General features: G+C 48.0%; 18 protein-coding genes. 9 read left to right on the plus strand and 9 right to left on the minus strand.

Features of this window, described 5'->3' with window-relative positions:
- Positions 1 to 16 precede the first annotated feature (16 nt).
- The 3 genes from IEV97_RS02635 (at position 17) to IEV97_RS02645 (ending at position 3,536) form a co-directional block, all read left to right on the plus strand.
- Positions 17 to 1,150, plus strand: coding sequence for an MFS transporter (locus tag IEV97_RS02635; protein WP_188499943.1), 1,134 nt, complete (start codon positions 17 to 19; stop codon positions 1,148 to 1,150).
- Between the two features lie 320 nt (positions 1,151 to 1,470).
- Positions 1,471 to 2,946: an alanine/glycine:cation symporter family protein gene (locus IEV97_RS02640; RefSeq protein ID WP_188499944.1), complete on the plus strand. Its 1,476-nt coding sequence runs from the start codon at positions 1,471 to 1,473 to the stop codon at positions 2,944 to 2,946.
- 221 nt (positions 2,947 to 3,167) lie between these two features.
- Positions 3,168 to 3,536 carry an endonuclease domain-containing protein gene (locus IEV97_RS02645; RefSeq protein WP_188499945.1) on the plus strand — a complete coding sequence of 123 codons (369 nt, stop codon included), beginning with the start codon at positions 3,168 to 3,170 and terminating at the stop codon, positions 3,534 to 3,536.
- A 225-nt stretch (positions 3,537 to 3,761) separates the two neighbouring features.
- Here the strand turns inward: IEV97_RS02645 and hrpB are convergent, their stop codons facing one another.
- Together hrpB and IEV97_RS02655 are read right to left on the minus strand one after the other, a co-directional pair.
- Complete coding sequence (hrpB, locus tag IEV97_RS02650) at positions 3,762 to 6,212, minus strand: ATP-dependent helicase HrpB (RefSeq protein WP_188499946.1); 2,451 nt, start codon at positions 6,210 to 6,212, stop codon at positions 3,762 to 3,764.
- Positions 6,213 to 6,243: 31 nt separating this feature from the next.
- A complete protein-coding gene (locus IEV97_RS02655) occupies positions 6,244 to 8,262 on the minus strand; it encodes a T9SS type B sorting domain-containing protein (protein ID WP_188499947.1) in 2,019 nt (672 codons plus the stop codon).
- A gap of 484 nt (positions 8,263 to 8,746) precedes the next feature.
- Here IEV97_RS02655 and IEV97_RS02660 point away from each other — a divergent pair, with 484 nt between their 5' ends.
- Entirely contained in the window at positions 8,747 to 9,796 is a 1,050-nt protein-coding gene (locus IEV97_RS02660) for a helix-turn-helix domain-containing protein (protein WP_188499948.1), read from the plus strand.
- A 315-nt stretch (positions 9,797 to 10,111) separates the two neighbouring features.
- Positions 10,112 to 10,990 (plus strand): extracellular catalytic domain type 1 short-chain-length polyhydroxyalkanoate depolymerase, encoded by an 879-nt coding sequence (locus IEV97_RS02665; protein WP_188499949.1) that lies wholly within the window; start codon positions 10,112 to 10,114, stop codon positions 10,988 to 10,990.
- A 193-nt stretch (positions 10,991 to 11,183) separates the two neighbouring features.
- Here IEV97_RS02665 and IEV97_RS02670 read toward each other — a convergent pair whose 3' ends face one another.
- Genes IEV97_RS02670 through IEV97_RS02685 form a run of 4 tightly spaced genes read right to left on the minus strand, consistent with a single transcriptional unit; the run spans position 11,184 to position 15,869 of the window.
- Positions 11,184 to 12,080 carry a hypothetical protein gene (locus IEV97_RS02670; RefSeq protein WP_188499950.1) on the minus strand — a complete coding sequence of 299 codons (897 nt, stop codon included), beginning with the start codon at positions 12,078 to 12,080 and terminating at the stop codon, positions 11,184 to 11,186.
- A complete protein-coding gene (locus IEV97_RS02675; RefSeq protein ID WP_188499951.1) occupies positions 12,073 to 13,806 on the minus strand; it encodes an ORC-CDC6 family AAA ATPase in 1,734 nt (577 codons plus the stop codon). Before IEV97_RS02675 ends, IEV97_RS02670 begins: the two co-directional genes overlap by 8 nt.
- Positions 13,803 to 14,810 (minus strand): HD domain-containing protein, encoded by a 1,008-nt coding sequence (locus IEV97_RS02680; RefSeq protein ID WP_188499952.1) that lies wholly within the window; start codon positions 14,808 to 14,810, stop codon positions 13,803 to 13,805. Before IEV97_RS02680 ends, IEV97_RS02675 begins: the two co-directional genes overlap by 4 nt.
- 12 nt (positions 14,811 to 14,822) lie before the next feature.
- Positions 14,823 to 15,869 (minus strand): DNA cytosine methyltransferase, encoded by a 1,047-nt coding sequence (locus IEV97_RS02685; RefSeq protein ID WP_188499953.1) that lies wholly within the window; start codon positions 15,867 to 15,869, stop codon positions 14,823 to 14,825.
- 191 nt (positions 15,870 to 16,060) lie between these two features.
- On the opposite strand from IEV97_RS02685, the gene IEV97_RS02690 reads away from it, so the two are divergent.
- The 3 genes from IEV97_RS02690 to IEV97_RS02700 all read left to right on the plus strand — a co-directional run bounded on the left by IEV97_RS02690 (position 16,061) and on the right by IEV97_RS02700 (position 17,812).
- Positions 16,061 to 16,306 carry a tRNA pseudouridine synthase A gene (locus tag IEV97_RS02690; protein WP_308419841.1) on the plus strand — a complete coding sequence of 82 codons (246 nt, stop codon included), beginning with the start codon at positions 16,061 to 16,063 and terminating at the stop codon, positions 16,304 to 16,306.
- A 66-nt stretch (positions 16,307 to 16,372) separates the two neighbouring features.
- Positions 16,373 to 16,714 carry an ASCH domain-containing protein gene (locus IEV97_RS02695; protein WP_116544235.1) on the plus strand — a complete coding sequence of 114 codons (342 nt, stop codon included), beginning with the start codon at positions 16,373 to 16,375 and terminating at the stop codon, positions 16,712 to 16,714.
- A 300-nt stretch (positions 16,715 to 17,014) separates the two neighbouring features.
- Entirely contained in the window at positions 17,015 to 17,812 is a 798-nt protein-coding gene (locus IEV97_RS02700; RefSeq protein ID WP_188499954.1) for a tRNA pseudouridine synthase A, read from the plus strand.
- 2 nt (positions 17,813 to 17,814) lie between these two features.
- Here IEV97_RS02700 and IEV97_RS02705 read toward each other — a convergent pair whose 3' ends face one another.
- A complete protein-coding gene (locus IEV97_RS02705) occupies positions 17,815 to 18,903 on the minus strand; it encodes a DUF3616 domain-containing protein (protein WP_188499955.1) in 1,089 nt (362 codons plus the stop codon).
- A gap of 270 nt (positions 18,904 to 19,173) precedes the next feature.
- On the opposite strand from IEV97_RS02705, the gene IEV97_RS02710 reads away from it, so the two are divergent.
- The gene (locus IEV97_RS02710) at positions 19,174 to 20,400 is read left to right on the plus strand and encodes a hypothetical protein (RefSeq protein WP_188499956.1); all 1,227 of its coding nucleotides are present in this window, start codon (positions 19,174 to 19,176) and stop codon (positions 20,398 to 20,400) included.
- A gap of 224 nt (positions 20,401 to 20,624) precedes the next feature.
- On the opposite strand, the gene IEV97_RS02715 is transcribed toward IEV97_RS02710, so the two are convergent.
- Entirely contained in the window at positions 20,625 to 21,134 is a 510-nt protein-coding gene (locus IEV97_RS02715; protein WP_188499957.1) for an SRPBCC family protein, read from the minus strand.
- Positions 21,131 to 21,451: an ArsR/SmtB family transcription factor gene (locus IEV97_RS02720; protein ID WP_188499958.1), complete on the minus strand. Its 321-nt coding sequence runs from the start codon at positions 21,449 to 21,451 to the stop codon at positions 21,131 to 21,133. The genes IEV97_RS02715 and IEV97_RS02720 overlap by 4 nt, the downstream gene beginning before the upstream one ends.
- Between the last annotated feature and the right edge of the window lie 185 nt (positions 21,452 to 21,636).

Below are 21,636 nucleotides of genomic sequence, written 5' to 3' on the forward strand. Positions count from 1 at the left end.
TCTTTATTTTTCCGCAATGCATTCTATCACTACGAACCGGCTTTCGCTTAGCCTTTTTTTCCTTCTTTCCGGCTTCAACTTTGCGAGCTGGGCATCCCGCATTCCCACCATTGTGTCCAAGCTTCAACTGAACGAGGCCGAACTGGGCAGCATCCTGCTGACCATGCCGGTGAGCTCGCTGATCGGCTTGCCCTTATCTAGCTGGCTGGTCACCAGGTTCGACAGCCGTTATCCCCTGATTGTGGCCATGGTTCTGAATGCCGCTTCGCTCTCGCTGATCGGGATAGCCGCCACACCGTTTGCCCTGGTCGTGGCCCTGTTCCTGTTCTCGCTGAGCATGCGGGTATTCAACATCGCGATCAATACCCAGGCCATTACGCTGCAGAAACTCTACGACCGCAAAATAAACGGCGCCTTCCACGGTCTCTGGAGCACGGGCGGCATTGTGGGCGTCGGCGTGACCACCCTGCTGGTTTCGCTTGGCATATCCATCGTGCCGCATCTGGTGGCCGTCTCCATCATCACGACGCTGCTTGTGCTGGGCGCCTTCCCCTACCTGCTGCGCAACGACCGCTCCACGACTGGCAATAAGCTCACGTTCGGCAAGCCCGATCCGTACATCCTATACCTGGGGCTGCTTGTGTTCTTTGCGGCCGTTTGCGAAGGCGGCATGTTCGACTGGAGTGGCATTTACTTCCAGCAGGTGGTAGGCGAAGAGGTCTTTACCGCAGGCTATCTTATTTTTATGTCCTTTATGGCGCTATCGCGGTTCGTTTCAGATCGGGTCATCGAGCAGATCGGGATGGAAAAAACCTACGTGCTCAGTGCCAGCCTTATTTTCTCAGGTATAGCACTGGCCATTCTGTTCCCGAGTTTCTGGCCGGCCATGGTCGGCTTCTCACTGGTGGGCTTCGGCACCGCCTCGGTTATACCGATGACGTACACACTGGCGGGCGCCTCCAAAAAGTACTCGCCTGGCATCGCCATCTCCATGATCGTGACCTTCGGCATCGTGGGGATGCTCATGGGCCCGCCACTCATCGGCTACCTGGCCCACGCCTTCAACCTCAAGTTCGCTTTCGTCACCTTCGCCCTGGCAGGCGCCATGCTGATCCCTATCTCCAGAAAGTTCTTCCGGTTGGAGCGTTAGGATAGGGTGCCAGGAGTGAATGTGCTTATACCCTTTGTATGGTCTGCTAATCCCCACGGTTATTTTTGATTTTCGGAAGGGAGTCCTGGCTTTGGCTTGGGCTCCCTTTTAATTTGCTACATCCCTCATCACGAGCGACTTATTTTACACCTGCACGCGGCCATTCCCATTCAAAACTGTCTACGTCCCGATCAATAACCTTGAGATAAAGGATACACTTTTCGGATATTCTGTTTAATTTAAACAGCTCAAAACCTGTAATTCTCCCATAACAGGCTGTTAAACTAAACTTTACAAGATTTTACCCCTGCCACTCTCTCATGGAAAACCTTATCAGTTCAGTGAACGACATCGTTTGGAGCAATGCCCTCATCATACTTTGCCTTGGGGCAGGTGTCTACTTCTCCGTTGTCACAAAATTCCTGCAGGTTCGCTATATCGGCGAAATGCTGCGCCTGCTCTTCCGGGGGCAATCCTCCAACAAAGGCATCAGTTCTTTTCAGGCTTTTACCGTGGCCATTGCCGGCCGCGTTGGCACCGGTAACATTGCCGGCGTTGCCACTGCCATCGCGATGGGCGGACCGGGCGCCGTGTTCTGGATGTGGGCGATCGCCTTCCTGGGCAGTTCTTCGGCCTTTATAGAAGCCACACTGGGCCAGATCTACAAGCAGGTAAAGGATGGCCAGTACAGAGGTGGCCCTGCCTTCTACATCGAGAAAGGGCTTGGCGTAAAATGGTACGCTGTTGTGTTTGCTGTAGCGACCATTATCAGCATGGCCCTGTTCCTGCCGGGCGTGCAGAGCAACAGCATCGCCTCCGGGATCAGCAATGCCTTCCAGGTACCGGTGGCGTACACGGGTGGTGCCGTAACCTTGCTGCTTGCCCTTATTATTGTAGGGGGCGTGAAGCGCATCGGCAACGTGGCACAGGTGGTGGTGCCGTTTATGGCCGGTGCTTACATCCTGATGTCTGTGGTCATCATTTTGATGAATTTTTCGGAAGTCCCCGCCGTGCTCAGCCTGATCATCAGCTCCGCCTTTGACCTGGAGCCCGCTTTTGCCGGCGTGTTCGGCATGGCCATTTCGTGGGGCGTGAAGCGTGGCATCTACTCAAACGAAGCAGGCCAGGGCACTGCCCCACATGCAGCAGCCGCGGCCGAGGTAAGCCATCCTGCCAAGCAGGGCCTGGTGCAGGCATTCTCTGTGTATGTAGATACGCTTTTTGTGTGCACTGCTACGGCGTTCATGATCCTTTTTACAGGGCAATATAATGTAGTGAATCCGGAGGGCGGCTTTATAGTGGAGAACCTGCCAGGTGTGCCGTTCGGGCCAGAGTATACGCAGTTGGCGGTTAGCTCCCACTTCCCCGCGCTGGGTAGCGGCTTTATCGCCATCTCCCTGTTTTTCTTCGCCTTCACCACCATCATGGCCTACTACTACATCGCCGAAACCAACCTGAGCTACCTGAACACCAAAAACAAAAAATGGATGCTCTGGGCACTTCGTTTCTTTATACTCGCCGCCACCTTCTACGGCTCGGTAAAGACAGCGGAATCGGCCTGGATGCTGGGCGATATCGGCGTGGGCATCATGGCCTGGCTGAACGTGGTCGCCATCATCCTGCTGCGCAAGCCCGCCTTACGCACCCTGCAAGATTACATGGCCCAGCGCAAAGCGGGCCTCGACCCGACCTTTGACCCGGAGAAACTCGGCATCAAGAACGCCGGCGACTGGAACAAAGCCATCGGCACGGACGCGCCGGAAGCGCTGGATCAAAGAGAACTGAAAGCGGTTTAGCTCTAGAGATAAGAGATGAAAACGAAAGAGACGCTGTTGAGGCGTCTCTTTTTGTTTTACAGGGTAGTCGTTTTTGGGGACTATCCCCTTGAGGGGATTATAGGGGTGTTCTTTTCGAATCTATAAAGCCTGTAATATGCGCAGTCTGTAGTTTTCTGCAGAACTTAAAAATCCTGCCTTGTGTATGGGTTACAGCGCATTAAATATGGCAAATACCAAGTATGAAAAAGAACACCATTGTACCTTACAAGGAGTATCTTAAAGTCAAAGCAAGAGAGCTGAGGAAAAACAGCACACTCGCTGAGATCCTTTTATGGCAGGAAATAAAGGAACGAAAACTGATGGGTTTTCAATTTCACAGACAGGTACCCATGTTAGATTATATCGTTGATTTCTATTGCCACGAGTTGCAATTGGCAATTGAAATAGATGGGGATAGCCATGATTACAGCTTTGATAATGATGCAAAGCGACAGTCGGAGCTGGAAAAGTATGGGGTAAAGTTTTTAAGATTTGATGATATCGAGGTCAAGAAAAATATCCAAAATGTACTTCGAACATTAGAGCATTGGATAACTGAGAACCAGTGATATTGCCTATACTTGGTGACACCCTGTAGATCTTGCCGGTGCACGATTACACCCCTGTGGTCCCCTCAAGGGGACAGTTCCGCTATTACTATTTCAAAATTTAGTATGCTTAGCATCGAAAAAATAGGGTTACTACCTGGTATAGCCTTAAAACCGCAGTAAAAGAGTGTCCCCTTGAGGGGACCACAGGGGTGTAATCGTGCACAAACTATCTTCGTTCGGTCACTAAACTCCCCTACTCCATTCAACTTCCGGAAACACCACTTCCAGCTGCCGCTTGATCACGCGGTAATTGCCTTTCCAGAAACTCGCCAGGTCCGAAACGGTCGTGATCGGTTTCAGCTCCGGGCTGAGCAAAGCCAGCTCTACCGTCATTTCGCCATCGTCTACTTTCGGGCTTTCTTCCCAGTCCAGCACATCCTGCAGCCGGATCTCCAGTTTGGGTTGACTGCCGTCGGGTTGGTAGGTGAGGTCGATAGCGGAACCATCCGGCAAGGTGATGCCTGTCGGTGCCAACACCTCCAGGCGGGCACGCTGCTCGTCACTTAGAAACTTCTCCAGAATCGGCAGGAGCTCCAGCTCCATCAGTTCATCGGGGTGCTCAATGTCGAACAGGTAGGGCTTCAGCCAGTCCCAGTTCGTCATCAGCAAAGTGCTGGTGCTCACGTCGGGCCAGAACTCGGAGGGGCGCCACTTGCGTAGACTCAGCACGCGGTTTTGCCATTGCCTTACTTCGTAGTTGAAGTCCAGCAGGTGCTCGCCTTCCAGCTTGATGGCTTGGGATATGGCTGGAACGCGGTGCTTCTCGTCGGGGGCTGGCAGCGGTTTGCTTTGCAGCACGATGCTCCCGATGCGGGTGTCCATCGAGGCGGTGAGCTCGCCGTCGTTCAGGTCCCAGTGGTAACTTTCCTGCTGCTTCACGAGCGGGGCCAGATCCCTCGGGTTTAGCGGCGAGGCCAGGAAGATGCGACCCGGATTGTCGCCGGTGCCGGCGTGCAGGTGAGCGATGGCCAGCCAGGGCTCGTGGGCCAGGTCGTCGCGGTGACCGGCAGAAGCATACTGACCGCTCGCCAGCTGAAACTGCGCATTGTTGCCGGGACGGGCGTAGGCGATGCGCTCTGGGTAGCAATGCGTGAGCAGCACACCGGTCTCGTAGTCGTCGAAGTTACCATTGTCCGGCTCAATGCTGAAAAGAGAGCGGTACGAGCGGGCGACTTTCTCGATCTTGCCAAATTTCTTGCCCTGCCCCTGCTCTTTTCTATACCTGCGCAAGGCCTCTACTCTTAAGTTGATGTCGATGCCGGCGTTGCGGTCCAGCGGGTCGCGCTCTTCCAGGACGGCGGCAATGTCGCTGGCCAGGGCCACCTGGTCGGTTTCCTCGGCTTTGAGCAGCATGTGCGCAATACGCGGGTGACAGGGCAGCGCGTGCATTTTCCTGCCGTGCTCGGTGATGCGGCCGTGCTCCAGCGCCTGCAGCTGGTGCAGCATGTCGGTGGCATAGGCCAGGGCAGCGCGCGGCGGCGGGTTCAGCCATGTCAGGCCCCGGATGTCCGTGATGCCCCACTGTGCCATGTCGAGCACCAGTGAGGACAGGTCGGCTTCCATGATCTCGGGTGTGCGGTGCGGGGCCATGCGCTCCTGCGTGGTTTTGCTCCACATGCGGTAGGCGGTGCCAGGGCCCAAACGTCCGGCGCGACCGGCACGCTGGTCGGCGGCGTCTTTGGAGATGCGCACGGTTTCGAGGCGCGATAAACCGGATTTCGGGTCGAAGCGGGAGGTTTTGCCAAAGCCCGTATCCACCACCACCGAAATACCTTCTATGGTCAAGCTGGTCTCGGCGATACTGGTGGCCAGCACCACTTTGCGCCTGCCTTCGCGGTCGGGCATGATGGCGGCGTACTGCTTGCCAAAGGGCAGCATCCCGAACAGCGGGTGTATCCTGAAATCACGCAGCTGCCGGCGCAGGAGCTCTTCTACTTTCCGGATGTCGTTTTCGCCGGGCAGGAAAACAAGGATATCGCCTTCCTGCTCCTTTGCCGCCTGCACCACCACTTTGGCCGTCATTTCGGGCAGCATGCGGTCGTCGGCATCGCCGGTATAAAAGGTTTCGATAGGGTACTGCCGCCCCATGCTTTGCGCCACCGGGGCCTGCAGTAGTTTCGTGAGTTGCGGCATATCCAGGGTGGCCGACATCACCAGAATGCGCAGGTCCGGGCGAAGCGCCTGTTGCGCCTCCCGGCTCAGGGCCATGGCCACATCGGCGTGGATGCTGCGTTCATGAAACTCGTCGAAGATCACGATGCCTATACCTGTGAGCGTGCGGTCGCTGTGGATCATGCGGGTGAGGATGCCTTCAGTCACGACCTCGATGCGGGTCTTGTCCGAAATGCGCGTCTCGAAGCGGATGCGGTAACCGACGGTCTGGCCTACCTCCTCGCCCAGCAGCTGCGCCAGTCGTTCGGCAATAGTCTTGGCCGCCAGGCGCCGGGGCTCCAGCATGATGATCTTCTGATCTTTCAGCCAGGGCTCGTCGAGGATGGCCAGCGGCAGCAAGGTGCTTTTACCGGCTCCCGGAGGAGCGTTAACGATCAAGGTATTCTGCGCCGAAAGGTGTTCTCTGACGGCAGGTATAATTTCCCGAACGGGGAGGTCTATGGAGAATGGATTGAAAGGCAAGGGGTAATTATTAGATGATATGGATGATGTCTTACTTCACTAAGGTTACGGAGCCTTTGTAGGTGCCGGTTTCGGTTTTTATCAGGTAAAAGTATACCCCTGCCGGAAAGTTCTCTCCGGACCAGGCAAAGTCTTTTGTTGCGGCCTCGTATACCTGCTTTCCCCACCTGTTGTATAGCTGCACATCAAATGCTCCTCTCCCGTTGTATTCTACCCGAAAGGAATCGTTCTTCCCGTCATTGTTCGGGGTAAAAATATTGGGGATGAACAGGTGGGGCTTCACAACGATCTCCTTTTCAGCAATGGCCGGACAACCATTCTTGTTTGTTGCATGAAGCTTGACATTGTACGTGCCTGCATAGGCGTACTGATGGATAGGCTTGGCCGTATTGGAAGTAGCACCATCGCCCAGATCCCAGTTCCAGGAAACAAGATCGGTACCCACTGCTTCCAGGTATAGCGGCTCCTGATAAGACAAAGTGTCATTTGCAGCAGCTATCGACAGGTCTGTCAACCCGGTATAGTTGATCGTGATTTCATCCCTGACACGACACACCCCATTTGTAACCTCCACCCAGTACAAACCGGGTTTGGTCACTGTTATGTCAGGAGTCGTCTGGCCAGTAGACCATAAAACACTATAGTCCTGATTCGCTCCTCCCGCTGATAGCAGCACGGGTGTGTTTTCACAAAGCGTACGATCCGGTCCCAGTTCTAAACCTGGCTTTGTCGTGATCGTTACCCTGATCTCGTCCCGGGCCGTGCAAAAGCCGTTGCTCACTTCCACCCAATAGCTGCCAGCGGAAGTGGGCGCTATCTTTTGAGTTGTTTCGCCTGTAGACCACAGGTATGTGAAATCGTTTCCAGCGCCTGCATCCAACGTTACATCGGTGCCTCCACACACGTTTATGTCTGGCCCCAGGTCAACTGCAGGTTTAGCGTGAATGGTTACCTGCACCTGGTGGGTTCTCACCTGGTCTCCTAAAGTCACTTGCAGCGATACGGTATAGGTGCCGGGCGAACTGAAGGTATGGGTGGCGGCTAAGTCTGCAGAGGTATTCGCATTTCCTGAAGCCGGGTCACCGAAGTTCCAAAGCAGGGCCTCCCTGCTGCCAATGCCGGTAGCACGAAAGACAGTAGCCTCACCAAAGCAATGATTGGTATAACTGATGGCTGCGGGATCAGCCAGGAATGACGTAACAAACATGGGGAGCCTTTGATCGACAGGCGATACGAGCGGGAAGCCTTTCTCATCGAAGCTAGCCTGATTCCGTAAGCCGTTTGGATTGCTGATAACACCCAGATAAGTAGCTCCCCAGCCTTGTCCACCTCCTTTGGCCGCATAAATTCTTCCGTCCGGGGCCAGTTGCAAATCATGAATGAGGTTGGTGAACCCCCATCCTCCTACCTGGTATTTGGAGGCTTCCACCTCAGCCCATGTGTTCTTGTTCAAATCATACTGGTAGATGGTTTGATTGGCGTTGGCAACATAGAGCAAAGTTGAATTTGGTGAAAACTCTAACCCGGATACCCAGGCGTTCGGATTACGTTGCAGTACATATGGGTTAGACAGCTTCCCTGTACGTGTATTGAAATCAGAAATTTCCGCGCCTGCATCGGCGGGCACCACAATCCGGCTTCCGTCAGGGGCAGCCTTCATCTGGCCTGGGTACTCCCGCTGTATGGAAGGTAATTCGCTGATGACCGGACTTGTCTGCACACCGGATGCTGTTACCAGGTAAGCCAGGTATTTGCCACTGTCATATTCATGCGCGATCACCCAATAATCGTTTCCGTTGGCGTGCTGTACGGCTGTTAAACTTCCCGTTACAGGGTTGTGGAGCGGCACATGCTTCTGGATCACATCGCCCAATCCACTTCGGCGCGACATGTCCACTACGGCATAGAACAACCCCTGTTCCACTGGCCCATGGCCGGGGTTCGTCGTGAAAATATAAAACAGTGTTTCGGAGCCTGGCCTGGGTACAATCAGGGACGATTGTAAAGAGGTCTGCACTTCCCCTTTCGTTAAGCCTGAGCCATTTGGCATTCGCTGATGGTTTCTGTTCCAGACACGATGCCCGTCGGTGTAAAAAAGCAGCTGTCCTGTGTTATCGCTAATGGTAGCCGTTCCTCTATAAATTTCATCTGTCTTCCCGTAGTCTGTAGGAACAGGTGGATTTTGTGTGAAATCAACACCGGAGAGATAGGGGAAATACCAGTGACTGGCCCTGTTGCGTTGCGCCTTAGCGTCTGTTGTAATAAGTAAAAGCAGGAGAAGGCTAATAAACCCGCCAGAAAGTAGATGTCGACCCATATTCTAAGAATACCAGCATAAAGATATAGCAATTTACTAAACTTATAATGGCAGAGCAGGTATAGGTCACCTCCCGGAGCAAGTTCGAGCAGAAAGATAGTCCGCTGTATGTAATGGTCCCCAAAGTCTCAAACAGCAGCCACGCAAACCAGCCAGGCAGAAAATTTAAAGCAAAGGCGAAATACTTCCGAGCTTATTAATTTGTTTATTTGCTCCTATGTCTACAGGTCATTTTATTCTTATTCTGCTCAGTGGCCTAGGTGTTTTTCATGGGCTGGTGTTGGCGGCTTTTCTTTGGTTCTACCCCAAAGGGCTCACCACCTCCAATAAAATACTGAGCGTCCTGTTGCTCATTCTCTCTTTCCGTATCGGCAAGTCCTTGTTTCTGGAATTTGTGGAGGACGTATACCTGCAGCTCATCTTTGCAGGCCTCGCCTCCCTCCTGCTCATCGGGCCGCTCTTTTATGGCTATACCCGGTCTGTGCTCGAGAAATCGATCCGGTTCACTTACCGCTCCCTCCTGCACGGCATCCCCTTCCTGGTTGGGCTTGCCTTCAGCTTTTTTATCAACAAGGAGCATGCGAAGACCATCCCTATACCTGTGTTTGTGCTCCTTTTCTGTGTGTATTACGGCCATTACCTGGTATACTTATACCTGAGTTACCGGCAGATACAGAAGTACCGGGCCGCTGCCGGAGGCGCTGATGCCGTTGTGCAATGGCTGCGCACGCTCACCTATGCGCTGGCGGCGCTCTGGGTGGTCTATGTGCTGAACCTGCTCGACGACGACGTGCCTTACATCCTGGGGCCGATTCTGTATTCTTTTATCGCGTACGGGGTGACGTTTATGGCTATCAAAAAGGGATACATCGATGCACTTGATGCAGCCAAGTATAAGACAACGCCACTGTCTGAGGCGGAGGTAAACCAGATCTTTGAGGAGGTGAAGCGGCTACTGGAAGACAAGGCGCTGTACAAGAACCCGGACCTGACGTTGAGCACCTTCAGCAAAGCGCTGAAAGTAAGTCCGCAGAAAATATCGATGGCGATCAACAGCAGGTCCGGCACCAATTTCAACGGCTTTGTGAATCAGTACCGCATTAAGCAGGCGCAGGCACTGCTGGAACACAGCCAATCCGGTGAAAGCACGATCGCAGCCATCGCCTTTGAGGTGGGGTTCAACAGCCTCACCAGCTTCAATACCGCCTTTAAAAAACAGCTGCAGGAAACGCCTTCTGCTTACCGCAAGCGGGTTACGCAAACCTAGGGCGGCATCCGCTGGCTCCTCAAGCAGGTTTGACCATTACTTTATAGAAAAAACTATCCCCTTGAGGGGATTATAGGGGTGTATAAGGCTGAGGCTTTGCTTCGTAGTTACTTCCTTGCATGAATTCCGGCTTAATGACACCCCTCTGCGCTCCCCTCAAGGGGAGAATTCCCTAAAGAAGAATTCCCCTACTCCCTGTCGGCCTTCCTCCCAAACACTGCCAAAATCGCGATTTGCTATAGGTAAATGATCATTCTGGAAGATTCTGACACACGCTGCTGCTTCTTTTGTGTCAGAACTAAACCCTAAACGATCATGTTAAAATTTCTTTTTACTGCGGCGCTACTGCTTGCCACTATCACGGTTTCAGCTCAACTGAAACCTTTCGAATTTGAAGGTACCAAGCGTAAGTACCTGCTCTACCTGCCTGCCTCCTATGCGGCCAACCCGGCGCAAGCCTTTCCGGTGGTGTTCCATTTTCATGGCGGGGGCATGACCGTGGCCGAGCAAATGCTGTACACCCGAATGAATGACGCCGCCGATAAGCACAACTTTATTGTGGTGTACCCCTCCGGTATAAAGCAGGACTGGAATGTGGGCTTTGATATGTCGCACCAACACGGCACCAACGATGTGGGCTTCGTGAAGGCTTTGCTCGACAGCCTGAAACAAAGCTACCGGATAGATGACAAAGCGATTTTTGCGACCGGCTTGTCGCGGGGTGGTTTCTTCTGTCACCGCCTTGCGGCTGAAATGCCAAACGATTTTGCTGCCATCGCTTCTATTGGTGGTCCGCTGCCGGACTCGGTTAAATTTTATCACCGGACGGATAAACGGATCAGTGTGCTGCAGGTGCATGGCACTGCAGACGAGGTGGTGAAATACGACGGAAAAGCCAATGGCTATGCCTCGGCCCCGGCAACCTATACCTATTGGCTCACCCACAACGGACTGGCTGGTCAGAAAGAAAGCAAAAAGGTGCTGAATGTGAATAAGAAGGACAGTACCTCCGTCATGGTTCAGGAAGTAAGCGACAAAGGCATTACGGTCTCGCTCGTGACGGTCGAAAACGGGGGCCATACCTGGCCGGGCAGTGCACCCTTTAACATCGGCTACCCCCTGGGCAACACGACCGCCGACATCGACATCAATGAAATGATGTGGAGCTTCTTCAACAAAAACAGGAAGCGGTGAGAGGTGTGAAGGTATAGTATAGCTGCTACAGCAAAATTTAGAGAGCTGCTATACCTCTTAAACGCAGCAGTCCCGGACGTTTGTTGCCGGGACTGCTTTGTTTTTACTGAGAGATGATCGCTGAGGGCAGGTATAATATCCCGAACGGGGGGCTATGGTGAATGGGTTGAAGCCAAGGAGAAATAATTTAAAATCAATTATTCTCTATAAAAGATCCTTTAATAGGTTCTCCTGTACCCTCAGAGTAATCTGAATTGTAATGTTTACTTGAAACATAACTAATAGCAATTTGAGGAAATTCAAGGAACAACTTATAAATAGCAATTGCTGATAATTTAGGTCCCAAAGAGCTAATGATTATGTTGAATTTTTTCAGCTTTTTAACTTCTTTCCTCAGTACTTCTAACCCATGATCTTCTGAATAGGCATCGATATTGAATTCACTGAAACTAGTGACACCCATGCATTTTTCAATATGCATTTTTTTGTCATTCCTATTCAAATTATCAAATTGATCTCCAATTTGAATTCCAAGGACAGTTAAACTTGGCTCATAGAAATTTATAAGTTGTCTTGTTCTATCTGCATCAAAACCTGTTAGTATAATCAAAGCAGTTGGTTTTCCTAATTCAGTTATACCAGAATGCTTAAAAAGTAAGCGCGGCTTACAAGGCTCTTTACTCAACCATTTATTAGAATACTTTTGGGGCTTGTAATAAACATAATCTATTTGGGCTGCTTTACTCTGTCTTAAAAAAAACAATAAGCTCCAAATAGTTTCTCTAGGCATTGTAGTAATATTCAGAAGCACTTTTGTACCAATATCACTTTGCCCTTGAACGAAGCCCTCAATTCCCTTCCAGCTTTTCAGAGGAGTTTCATAATCAATTTTAATCTTATTAAACTCAATATGATGCGTTAGACAGTATTCATCGATTTCTCCACTTTTGAACGGTGGGGTATCTTGGTTTTTTTCAAAATCAAGAGCATAGATCCTCAAAATCCGATTATTCCTTAAATCGTTAAGAATACCTTCGCTAGAGCGATCTTCCCAACCTAAAACGGTAACAAGTGAATCGTAATTATTCATCAAAAAGACCTGTTTGAACTGGTTGTTTTAATTCATTATCAGCATCAACAAAGGGGAAAGACTTATTGTTTTCCGCTGCGGCTAAGATATCAACAGCCTTTAGAGACACACGTGCATGTTGCCCATGAGGATCCAAACCTCTTGCAGGCAATAGCATACGATTAGGGACAAAATAAGTCTCTTGCTTACCATCATCTTTTGAATTTCCTGAGCGTGTATAAAGCATTTGTGACTTAATAGCTATGTCTAGAAGAGGTTGAATCCTTTCCATTATACTATCTTTCTTTTGTGAGATAGAAAACATAATAGCTCTAGGCTCAGAATTATGCTTTAGTAATCTTTCTCTGAACAGAACCATTAAGTTGTCAAACAAACAGAAAACCTTTTTACTATCTTCCTCTGTACACCCTTCTACAATTTTATGCAGCGACTTTAAAATTTCCCATTTAGCTTCACTACGATTTATGATAATTACATTTTGGACTGTATAAGGTATACTCTTTATTTCACGATTATTAGATTCAGATAAGACAGTGTCATACATCCAAAAACAGGGGTCTAGTAAATTTCTAACAACACCTGTAGAAATATCAATTATTGTATCAATACCAGAATACGGAGGTCTATTTGCCTTGCTAGATCTGTTGCGAAAATACTCAGCTCTAGCATACTTATATATATGATCTCTTATTTGCTTTTTAGTCCCTCCTTTAAATTTGTCTTCAGCTTCTAATCTTACTTTTTCCTTACACTCTTCTAAATCTTTTTGGAAGTCTGGATTAATAGGAAAAAAATTATCTACTTTTATTTTCCTTCCCAAGGTATCTAATCTCTTTTGAATTATCCTTCTAGCCATCTTCGCAAAATCTGAATCTTTATTAAATAAAGCTTTCCCCATATCAATAGAAGTGAAGTCGTGACCTTCTAGTATTGAACCTCCGTTAGAAGTGACATAAGAATGATTCTTTCTTGTTGTAGCAACCTTAAAGCTAAAATCAGAGTGGTCTCTATATGCTATCCATGAGTTTAAAGTCTCAACTTGAGATTTATTTAGATCATGAGCGTCATCAATCATAAGCATGAAATGAGACTTTCCTAAGATAGGTACACTTTTAAGGCTATTTATGAATGGCAGAGCCAATGATGAAAAAGAAAAGGCATTTTCATAAAAAGAATTAGACTCTGGACTATTAATTTTTCTCTGCGTATCAATTACCTCTTTTTTTATAAAATAAGTAATGGATGTTAAAAAGGAAGAAGCCTTGTGTAGCGTTATGCCAAGCACATATTCAAATTCTTCTTTAAGTTTTTTATTGTAGGGCTTAAAAGCCTCTTCTATTTCTTCAATCGCAGAAAGCGTTTCTGCTATCTGAGATACTATAGATAATACTAAATAATGTTCTGATACTATAGATGCACGAAATGAATCTTCTATAAGTAGATGCTCTTTCTTATGAAAAAGAGGTGTATTGCAGGGAATATGTATTCCAATTTTATCAAATGACAATGAAGATGCCTCTCTTGCTGCTAATTTGCTCTGTATTATAAATGAGTTATAAAGTAGCGCCATTGTTTTACCAGTACCACGTTCTCCAACTAAAAAAACATTGCGAGTGGACTGGATAAATCTGGAGTAATTAAAATCTTCTATGTAAAAATCTAAAATCTCCTCATCTGACAAGTTATTAGAGCCTTCGTATTCAAATGGGTTTTTATTTTTTTTCATGATCCAATAGATTTTAAAGCATCTAAAATATTTTCCACTCTGTACGATTCGTCTAGTTCAAAAATATTTCTACATTCATCACCCGGTACTACAATGTCAGTTAGTGTTATCTCATTCAAATCTAAATTTTGCAGTTGACCATTTACATGAATGTTCAGCTTTACGGACGTCTTCTTGAAAGGCGATAGTAATCCACTATAATGCTTTGTATATTTTCTCTCTTGGTCGAGTTTAAGAATTCTATGATATGTAAAATGAATTAATTCGATAAATTCCTTCTCTGCTTTAGCAGAGAATTTTTTACCCTTTTTCTCAATGTCGATATGATATGTTATAGCAATCCTCTCGTTTGGCCTATCTATATGAATATGAGTACTATCAGCATATTTATGAAAAATTTTACTTTTAGGATCATACTTATTATTTACTTGCATAAATGTGGAGGTCCTTTGTGGTCCTTCAGACAATTCATCAGCAAATCTTAATATACAAGCAATATCTCTTAGCCGAACAGTATGTCCATCTATATGATCTGTCGGATCAATATCTTTTAATGTATCTGTAGATCCAGTATTAGAAAGGCCACTATGAGCTTGCGCAGCTCGCAAAACAACAGTGCGTTCATGATTATACTTTGCAATCCTGTTACGAACATGATTGTATACTGTAACAGTATTTTTGTACAAATTATGTTTTTTCCTTCCATGAATGTTACCTACATCATGGAATAGTATTACAAGGCCTAAACAATATAAATCGATACCGTTAAGTTTACTGATGTCTTCACCTAGCAGCAGCTCAGCATTTTTTAGAACATCTTTAATATGTGTTGCATCATGTTCGGTTAAAGAGGGTTCAACAGCTCTTATTTGAGGAAAAATTTCATCAACTAATTGATTTCTCGCAGTTTCGTATTGAACATAGTATCTGTGCCCCTGCTCTTGACCAAATTGAGCTATCAAAGCTTCCTCCATTCTTATTTCAATGGGCTGTTTGTTCCACATTATAATCTTAGGTTAACTGTGCAAAATTGCTTGGAAAACGGCTTTAGCTAACATAGGCGGCACTGCATTGCCTACTTGCTGTTGCTGAAAACCTATGCTGCCTTTAAACTCATAGTTATCAGGAAAAGACTGTAGTCTTGCTGCTTCTCTTACTGATAGCCCTCTGTCCTCAAAAGGGTGGATAAGCATGTTCTTTCTAAAATTACCAATGACAACAGATGGTTCATCAGCGATTAGCCTGCGATAAATACCTGTATGACACCTACTTCTATTTTTATAGTTACCCATTAACCCTTCAGGTACGTTCTCCCAATTTCCTCCTTGAGGTATGTGTGAATACCGCTCAATTACAAGAGCTGAATTTCTGGTAACTAAGTTATTAGATGATGTTTCTTTTTCGAGCCTGAGTTGTTTTGCGAATTTCGATTCAGCTTCTTTTTTATAAGGTAATATACACTTTGCTGCTCCGTTGTCTAAAACAGGTAAATCATCTAAAGCCTCGATCACGCTTACAGGTTTTGCTGTAGATTTTTCTGGAAATTTAAAATCTATCCCTTTGTTCAGACTACCTACAATAAACACTCTTGATCTAGATTGTGGTACTCCATAATCAGATGCATTAAGTATTTTATAATTGAGTTTATAGCCTTCTTTCTCAAGCAACTTTAATGTTTTAGCAAAAAAGGCCCCTCCAGCTGTTTCATAAAACCCCTTCACGTTTTCCATCAAAATCCATTGAGGCTTAAGGCTATGAACAAACCTAACATACTCCTTAAACATCCAGTTATTTTGATTCTTAACCGAACGGTTTCTTTGGTTTGATGTAGAAAATCCTTGGCAAGGCGGCCCTCCAAAGAGAATCAGAGGTCCATTTGTAGTCACAGCAAGATCTTTGACATTCCTAATATCTTCATTTATAAGATCAACATCAGGGTTATTGTGACAATATGTATTGCAAGACTCTCTGTCAAATTCTATTGCTTTAACAACTTCGATTCCTGCTTGCTTAGCTCCTAATGTAAGTCCTCCAGCTCCTGAAAACAGGTCAATACCTAGCATTGCTGAAAAATTTATTGAAAACTTGTGTTAAATTTATGTACAAATATGCACATAAATTTATACATAGCCATTGTAATATATTATTTAAAATAATCCTCCATGCTAAGTATTCATTGTGCTATCAAGAATACTAAACCTCCTTTATCCCTATCTTGCAAGTAAACTTCATCACCTATACCTGAGGCAAAACCTTGCGCTACTTCTTTCATATCGGCTATAGCGGCACACACTACAAAGGTTGGCAGCGACACCCCTATGGTGTGGGGGTGCAGCAGGTGATAGAGGATTGTCTGAAGAAGATTCTGAAGCAGCCCGTAGCGATTGTGGGTTGTGGCAGAACGGATGCTGGGGTACATGCGAGCCAGTTCTTTCCGCTGGCGCGAGTTTGCAGCTCGTGCCTTTTCTTTTCCACGCAGCTATACCTTCAGCACGAGTAACAATACGAGCTACAAGCTCGCTCCAGCAGGTGTAATAGCCTGCTATATTTTTAAGTAGAATAGCACATGACAAAAGCTGAAACAGAGATCATCGACCACCTGCACTTTCATGAAAAATACCTTGAGCTGGTGCAGCAGCGCCGGAAAACGTCTACGGTCCGGTTAGGGTATGTGCTGCCAAACGCCATACAGTTGCCGCTGGTTTTTGGCGATATGCCTTTACCAGAAAAGGCACAGATAGAAAAGCTGGATTTTACCAAATCGTTTTCCGACTTAACCGAGGCTGACGCCCTGACGGATGGGTTTGAGAGTCTGGAAACCCTCCGGGCAGACCTGAAAGTGTTTTACCCGGACATTACAGCCGAAGACCGTTGTACCATCATTTACTTTAAGTTGCTACCCGCCTAAAAATTGAAATGCAGGCGATTCCCCGCACTGCCGCGATCTTGCAGCTCGTGTCTTTTCTTTTCCACACAGCTATACCTTCAGCTAAAGAACAGTACGAGCTACAAGCTCGCACTGCCGAAGGAGTTAAAACATTAGCAGGATAAATAGATGGCAAAGAATATCCATTTTGGTGTACTGGAGAGTCGTCTTCTCGCAGGAGGAATACTTAAAAATCACTACTCCTTGTGCTAACAAACATATTGAACCTCCTTTATCACTATCTTGTAAGGCAATTTCCACCACCTATACCTGAGCAAAACCTTGCGCTACTTCTTTCATATCGGCTATAGCGGCACGCACTACAAAGGTTGGCAGCGACACCCCTATGGGGTTGGGGTGCAGCAGGTGATAGAAGAATGTCTGAAGAAGGTTCTGAAGCAGCCGGTAGCGATCGTGGGTTGTGGCAGAACGGATGCCGGGGTACATGCGAGCCAGTTCTTTTTTCACCTGGATGTAGCGCAGCCCTGGGAGTTTGATATGCTTTTCCGGCTGAACAAAGTGTTACCGTCCGATATCGCCGTGTTCGATATCAAACCGGTGGAGGGCCTGCCCCACGCCCGCTTCGATGCCAGCAAAAGAAGCTACGACTATTTTATACATACTTACAAAGATCCGTTTCTGCACGATGTAAGCGCCCTGTACCCGGTTCGGAACCTGAACCTGGAGGCCATGCAGGCGGCCACTGCCCTGCTCCCCCTCTACACCGATTACCGGAATCTGTGCCTGACGCCGGCAGAGCATGACAGCACCATCTGCCATGTAACAGAAGCCCGCTGGCTGATGGACCAGCAGGGTGACAGGCTGCGTTTTCAGATTACGTCCAACAGGTTTCTGAGCCGCATGATCCGCATCATCGTGGGCCAACTCCTACAGACCGGAACCGGCGCGCTCAGCCTGCCCGAGTTTGAAAGTTACCTGGCGCTGGAGAAAGCACCCAAGCACCTTTCACCGGCCTATCCGCAGGGGCTCTACCTGTCCAAAGTAACCTACCCTTTCCTGGATATCCCGCCCCGTCCTGCCTTCTCTCCTGCCACAGATGCCGGCTGGCAAACCATCTGAGGCTACTCCACTACCCGCAAAACATCTGCCTGCACATCATTTTTACCAACAATCCGCTCATCCATCGGGCTGTCGAATACCACCAGCACACGCTGCTCATCCAGTATGGCGAGCCCCTCGGCTTTGTCTTTCCCGGAGTTCTCGCCTGTGCCGTGCGGCACCTCGCACAGCCGCTCCAGTTCGTTGTGGTGCAGCAGTTGCTCGGTGTGTTTGTTCACGGCATCGCGCCAGCGGTAGATGGCAATCACACCGTCCAGATCCATGGTGGGCCCGGCCAGCAGGTACATGTCATTCCCGAAAATGCGCAGCTCCCGTATACCTTTGCCCCGCAGGTTCAGAAAGTGCTTCCGGTAGGGCTTCTCTTTTGTCAGCTGCTTCAGGTGTAATACGCCGGCTTTGTCCTCCTCCGGCTCCACTTCCAGCACCATGGCCCAGCCCCTCAGCACCGGTCCGCGCAGTCCTATAAAAATGCGATGCCCGTGTATGGCCAGCCCTTCTATATCGAAGCCGTTGTCTTTGCCGGGGATGTCCATAAAAGGAGCAATGTGCGGATCCTTTTCCAGCACTTCCGTTAACAGACTGCCGGTTTTGTCGCCCTTCAACTGACCCGCACGCAGCATTTTGCCGGGCTTGTCCGGATCTTCCACTTCTTTGTACAAGGTATACTCTCCCGTTGCCGGATCCTGCAGAATAGGTATGCGCGCCAGCAGGTAACGGTTCGGGTCACTTTTGATTTTTGACAGTCGCTCTATCTGTTTTTTGATCGAGTCAGGCCGTTTCGGCTTCTTACGCTTCAGGCTGTGGGAGCCAATCAGCCAAAGGTAGTGGTCGGCCATACCCATCCCCTCGATGTCGATCTCGCTGAAATCCTTTGCCGGGAGGTCCAGGTAATCGTGCACGTCAAAGGATTGGTGTTTGCCAAAAGAGCCGTCGGGCAACCGGGTGAGGCGCTCAATGGTGGTGCGCTCGTCACAACTCAGCCACAGGTTGTCGCCCAGAAGCATGGCGGTCGAAAGGCCGTCGCGCACATGCTTGCCTTCGGCATTCAGGCTCAGGTCCGGGGAAAAGGATAGTTTTATTTTATCGCGCATGCTGTAAGTATCGGTTTATGTTTCACCTGTTCAAGGCTATCATACGCATGAAAAATGGCATGGACTGTTGCTGCAGGAAATACAGCACGACTATTCATAAATACCCACAAACTTCGGGATTTCTCTTTACCAATCTGCCGCCAAGAGCTCGCACCTTTGCTTCTCAACTCAACTATACTTTCTGATGCAGCATGCTTCTGAATTTCAAAAAAAATACACCTATATTAGGCTGCTCAACTATTACACCTCACGGAAATAAACCGAAATTTTATGCGTTCAAAATTACTCTTTGGCTTTTTACTAACTGGTGCCCTTTTCAGCTGCAGCAAAAAGTCTGACCCTGTACCCGAGATAAAAGAGCCGGATCCTGTTTACGACTTCTCATTCCGATATGATCCACAGATCACTGCCATCCAAAACTTCGAACTGATTGTTACACAACAGGATGGCAGGATTTTACTGGACACCCTGGTAGCCACAAATACAAAACATTCACTTCAAGTCAAAACGAAGGACACTAAGTTAGACCTGACTACGGTAGCCGTTAATCCTGCTAACAACTCTCATATCATCAGATCTTATCTGCAGGCTCGTCCCGACAATTGGAATATAGTGAGTAACCTCCAACACCCACTTTCTACTCAAACAGCGAGTGGAGTTATTCAATATACCAATGCACCTAATAGCCGTTTCTTATTTAGCACATTGCAACTTGGGCCCGTCTTTAGCCGCAGAGAGAATAACGCGCTTAGGATCGAATACAGGAGACTTGTACCTCAGGATATGGCCTATTTCCTCTTGAAAAGCGAAGGTAAGTATATCTTCTCCCAGATCGAATCAGCAGAGCATCAAGTAGACTTTTCTGAGGCGAAAGACGCTTCCAGTAAAACAATGCCAGTGCCCGACGGCATCAGGAATTATGATAGTCACTTATACGGATACCCAAAAGCGGGTGACTACAGCAGGAAATTTCTGTTGCATGAGTCAGAGTTGGCCCCTACTACCAATTACGAAGTGCTGTATCCTTCTACAAACATTGAGGAGTTTGAGCTGGTGGTAGGGTACACGGATCAGCAGGGCTATGCTCACTCATATTCCTATCTGGGCAAATCAATTCCTTCTGAATTTGGCTTTAAAGAAAGGTCTAGTTTTGAAGTAAAAAGCTTCACTGTAGATGACTTACAACTTGCTTTCGATAGTGATAAGCCCAACGCTTCTGTCTCCTTATGGCAAGCAAAGGACGGAGCCTTCACGGCCACCTGGCAAGTATTTTCCCCATCAGAATTAACAACTTTTAAACCGAAGGCTTTTTTAGAGAAGCTCAATGCGAAACTCCTAAAAGAGAAAGACTTCCGTCTGCTAAAGCCCTTCAGCATCACGTCTTATCTGGTGAAAGACGCAACCTACAATTCATTCCTAGACTACTGGGCCAATCCGGAGGCTGTACTAAACAAAGAACTGAAAGAGTGGCAAATTAATCGATATCACGCTAAATAACACCTGTTCAATGACTTCCACTTAGGTGCGAGTTTATGGTCGCGCCTATACCTTCCTACGCAGCTATACCTTCGGCACATGCAGCACTACGAACTATCAGCCCACACGAGCAGCCGATGCATGCGCGCAGTAAACCAAAAAAGCGGGGCTCGATGGTTTTAATCCCAGCCCCGCTTTCATTTAAGTTACAAAGTATGTTTTCTTCTCTGCAGCTAACAGAGACCTTAAGCCTCCTGTTTCTGGGCAGCCAATAGTGCATCGAGGCCTTCCATGGCCATGGTCAGGCCTTCTTTAAAGCCCATCTGGATGGTGGTTTCAAGTTGAGCCAGATCATCGAATGTGATCAGGTTCTCCACCAGCGTCACCTCGTCTTTGGGTGTAAAGCTTACCTCCCACTTCGATTGCGGCATTTCCGGGTTTACCACGCCTTCCGCATCGGCAAAACCATCCAGTGCGGTAAAACGCTTTTTAGGGTCAATGGTCTTGTAATTGGCCAGTGCCCAGTGCTCCTCCCCTTCCGGACCCACCATGGCATAGTGCCAGTGGCCGCCTTCACTGAAATCCATCGTTTTGGTGCGGGCTTTCCAGGGTTTAGGCGCCCACCACTGGTCCAGGATCTCGCTTTTGGTGTAGGCATCCCACACCAGCGGAAGCTCTGCGGCAAACTCTCTTTTCACAGTGATCGTTTTGTTTTCCTTGTTCACAGAAAACTCGAATTCAAGGTTCTTTTTCATGGCTTATTTGTTTTTAGGTTTGATAATACATTGTCGAGTTCATTGAAACGGTCTTCCCAGATCTTCCTGAACTGTTCCAGCCATTTGTCAATTTCTTTCATTTTAGCTACTTCAAGCTGATAGTAAATCTCGCGCCCCTGCTGCTCCTGTTTCACAAGCTGGCACTCTACAAGGATCTGCAGGTGCTTTGAAACAGCCTGCCTGCTGGTGTCAAAATGCTCGGCAATAGCATTCGGCGTCATGGCCTGCAAGGCAATCAACCCGATAATGGCCCTGCGGGTGGGGTCTGCTATCGCTTGGAAAACGTCTCTTCTCATGTCAGAATAAAATATGCAACCATTTGATTGCTAATATACGCGCAATTAATCGGTTGCGCAAATTATTTTTCATTTATTTTTGACTTAATGTACTGGGATAGAGCTATCAGGAAGCAAATAGCAGATAGCTACCTAAACTAGCGGATATCCCTTTCCACACAGCTATACCTTCCACACGCGAACAG

This window comes from Pontibacter amylolyticus (genome assembly GCF_014638845.1).
GTDB lineage: Bacteria > Bacteroidota > Bacteroidia > Cytophagales > Hymenobacteraceae > Pontibacter > Pontibacter amylolyticus.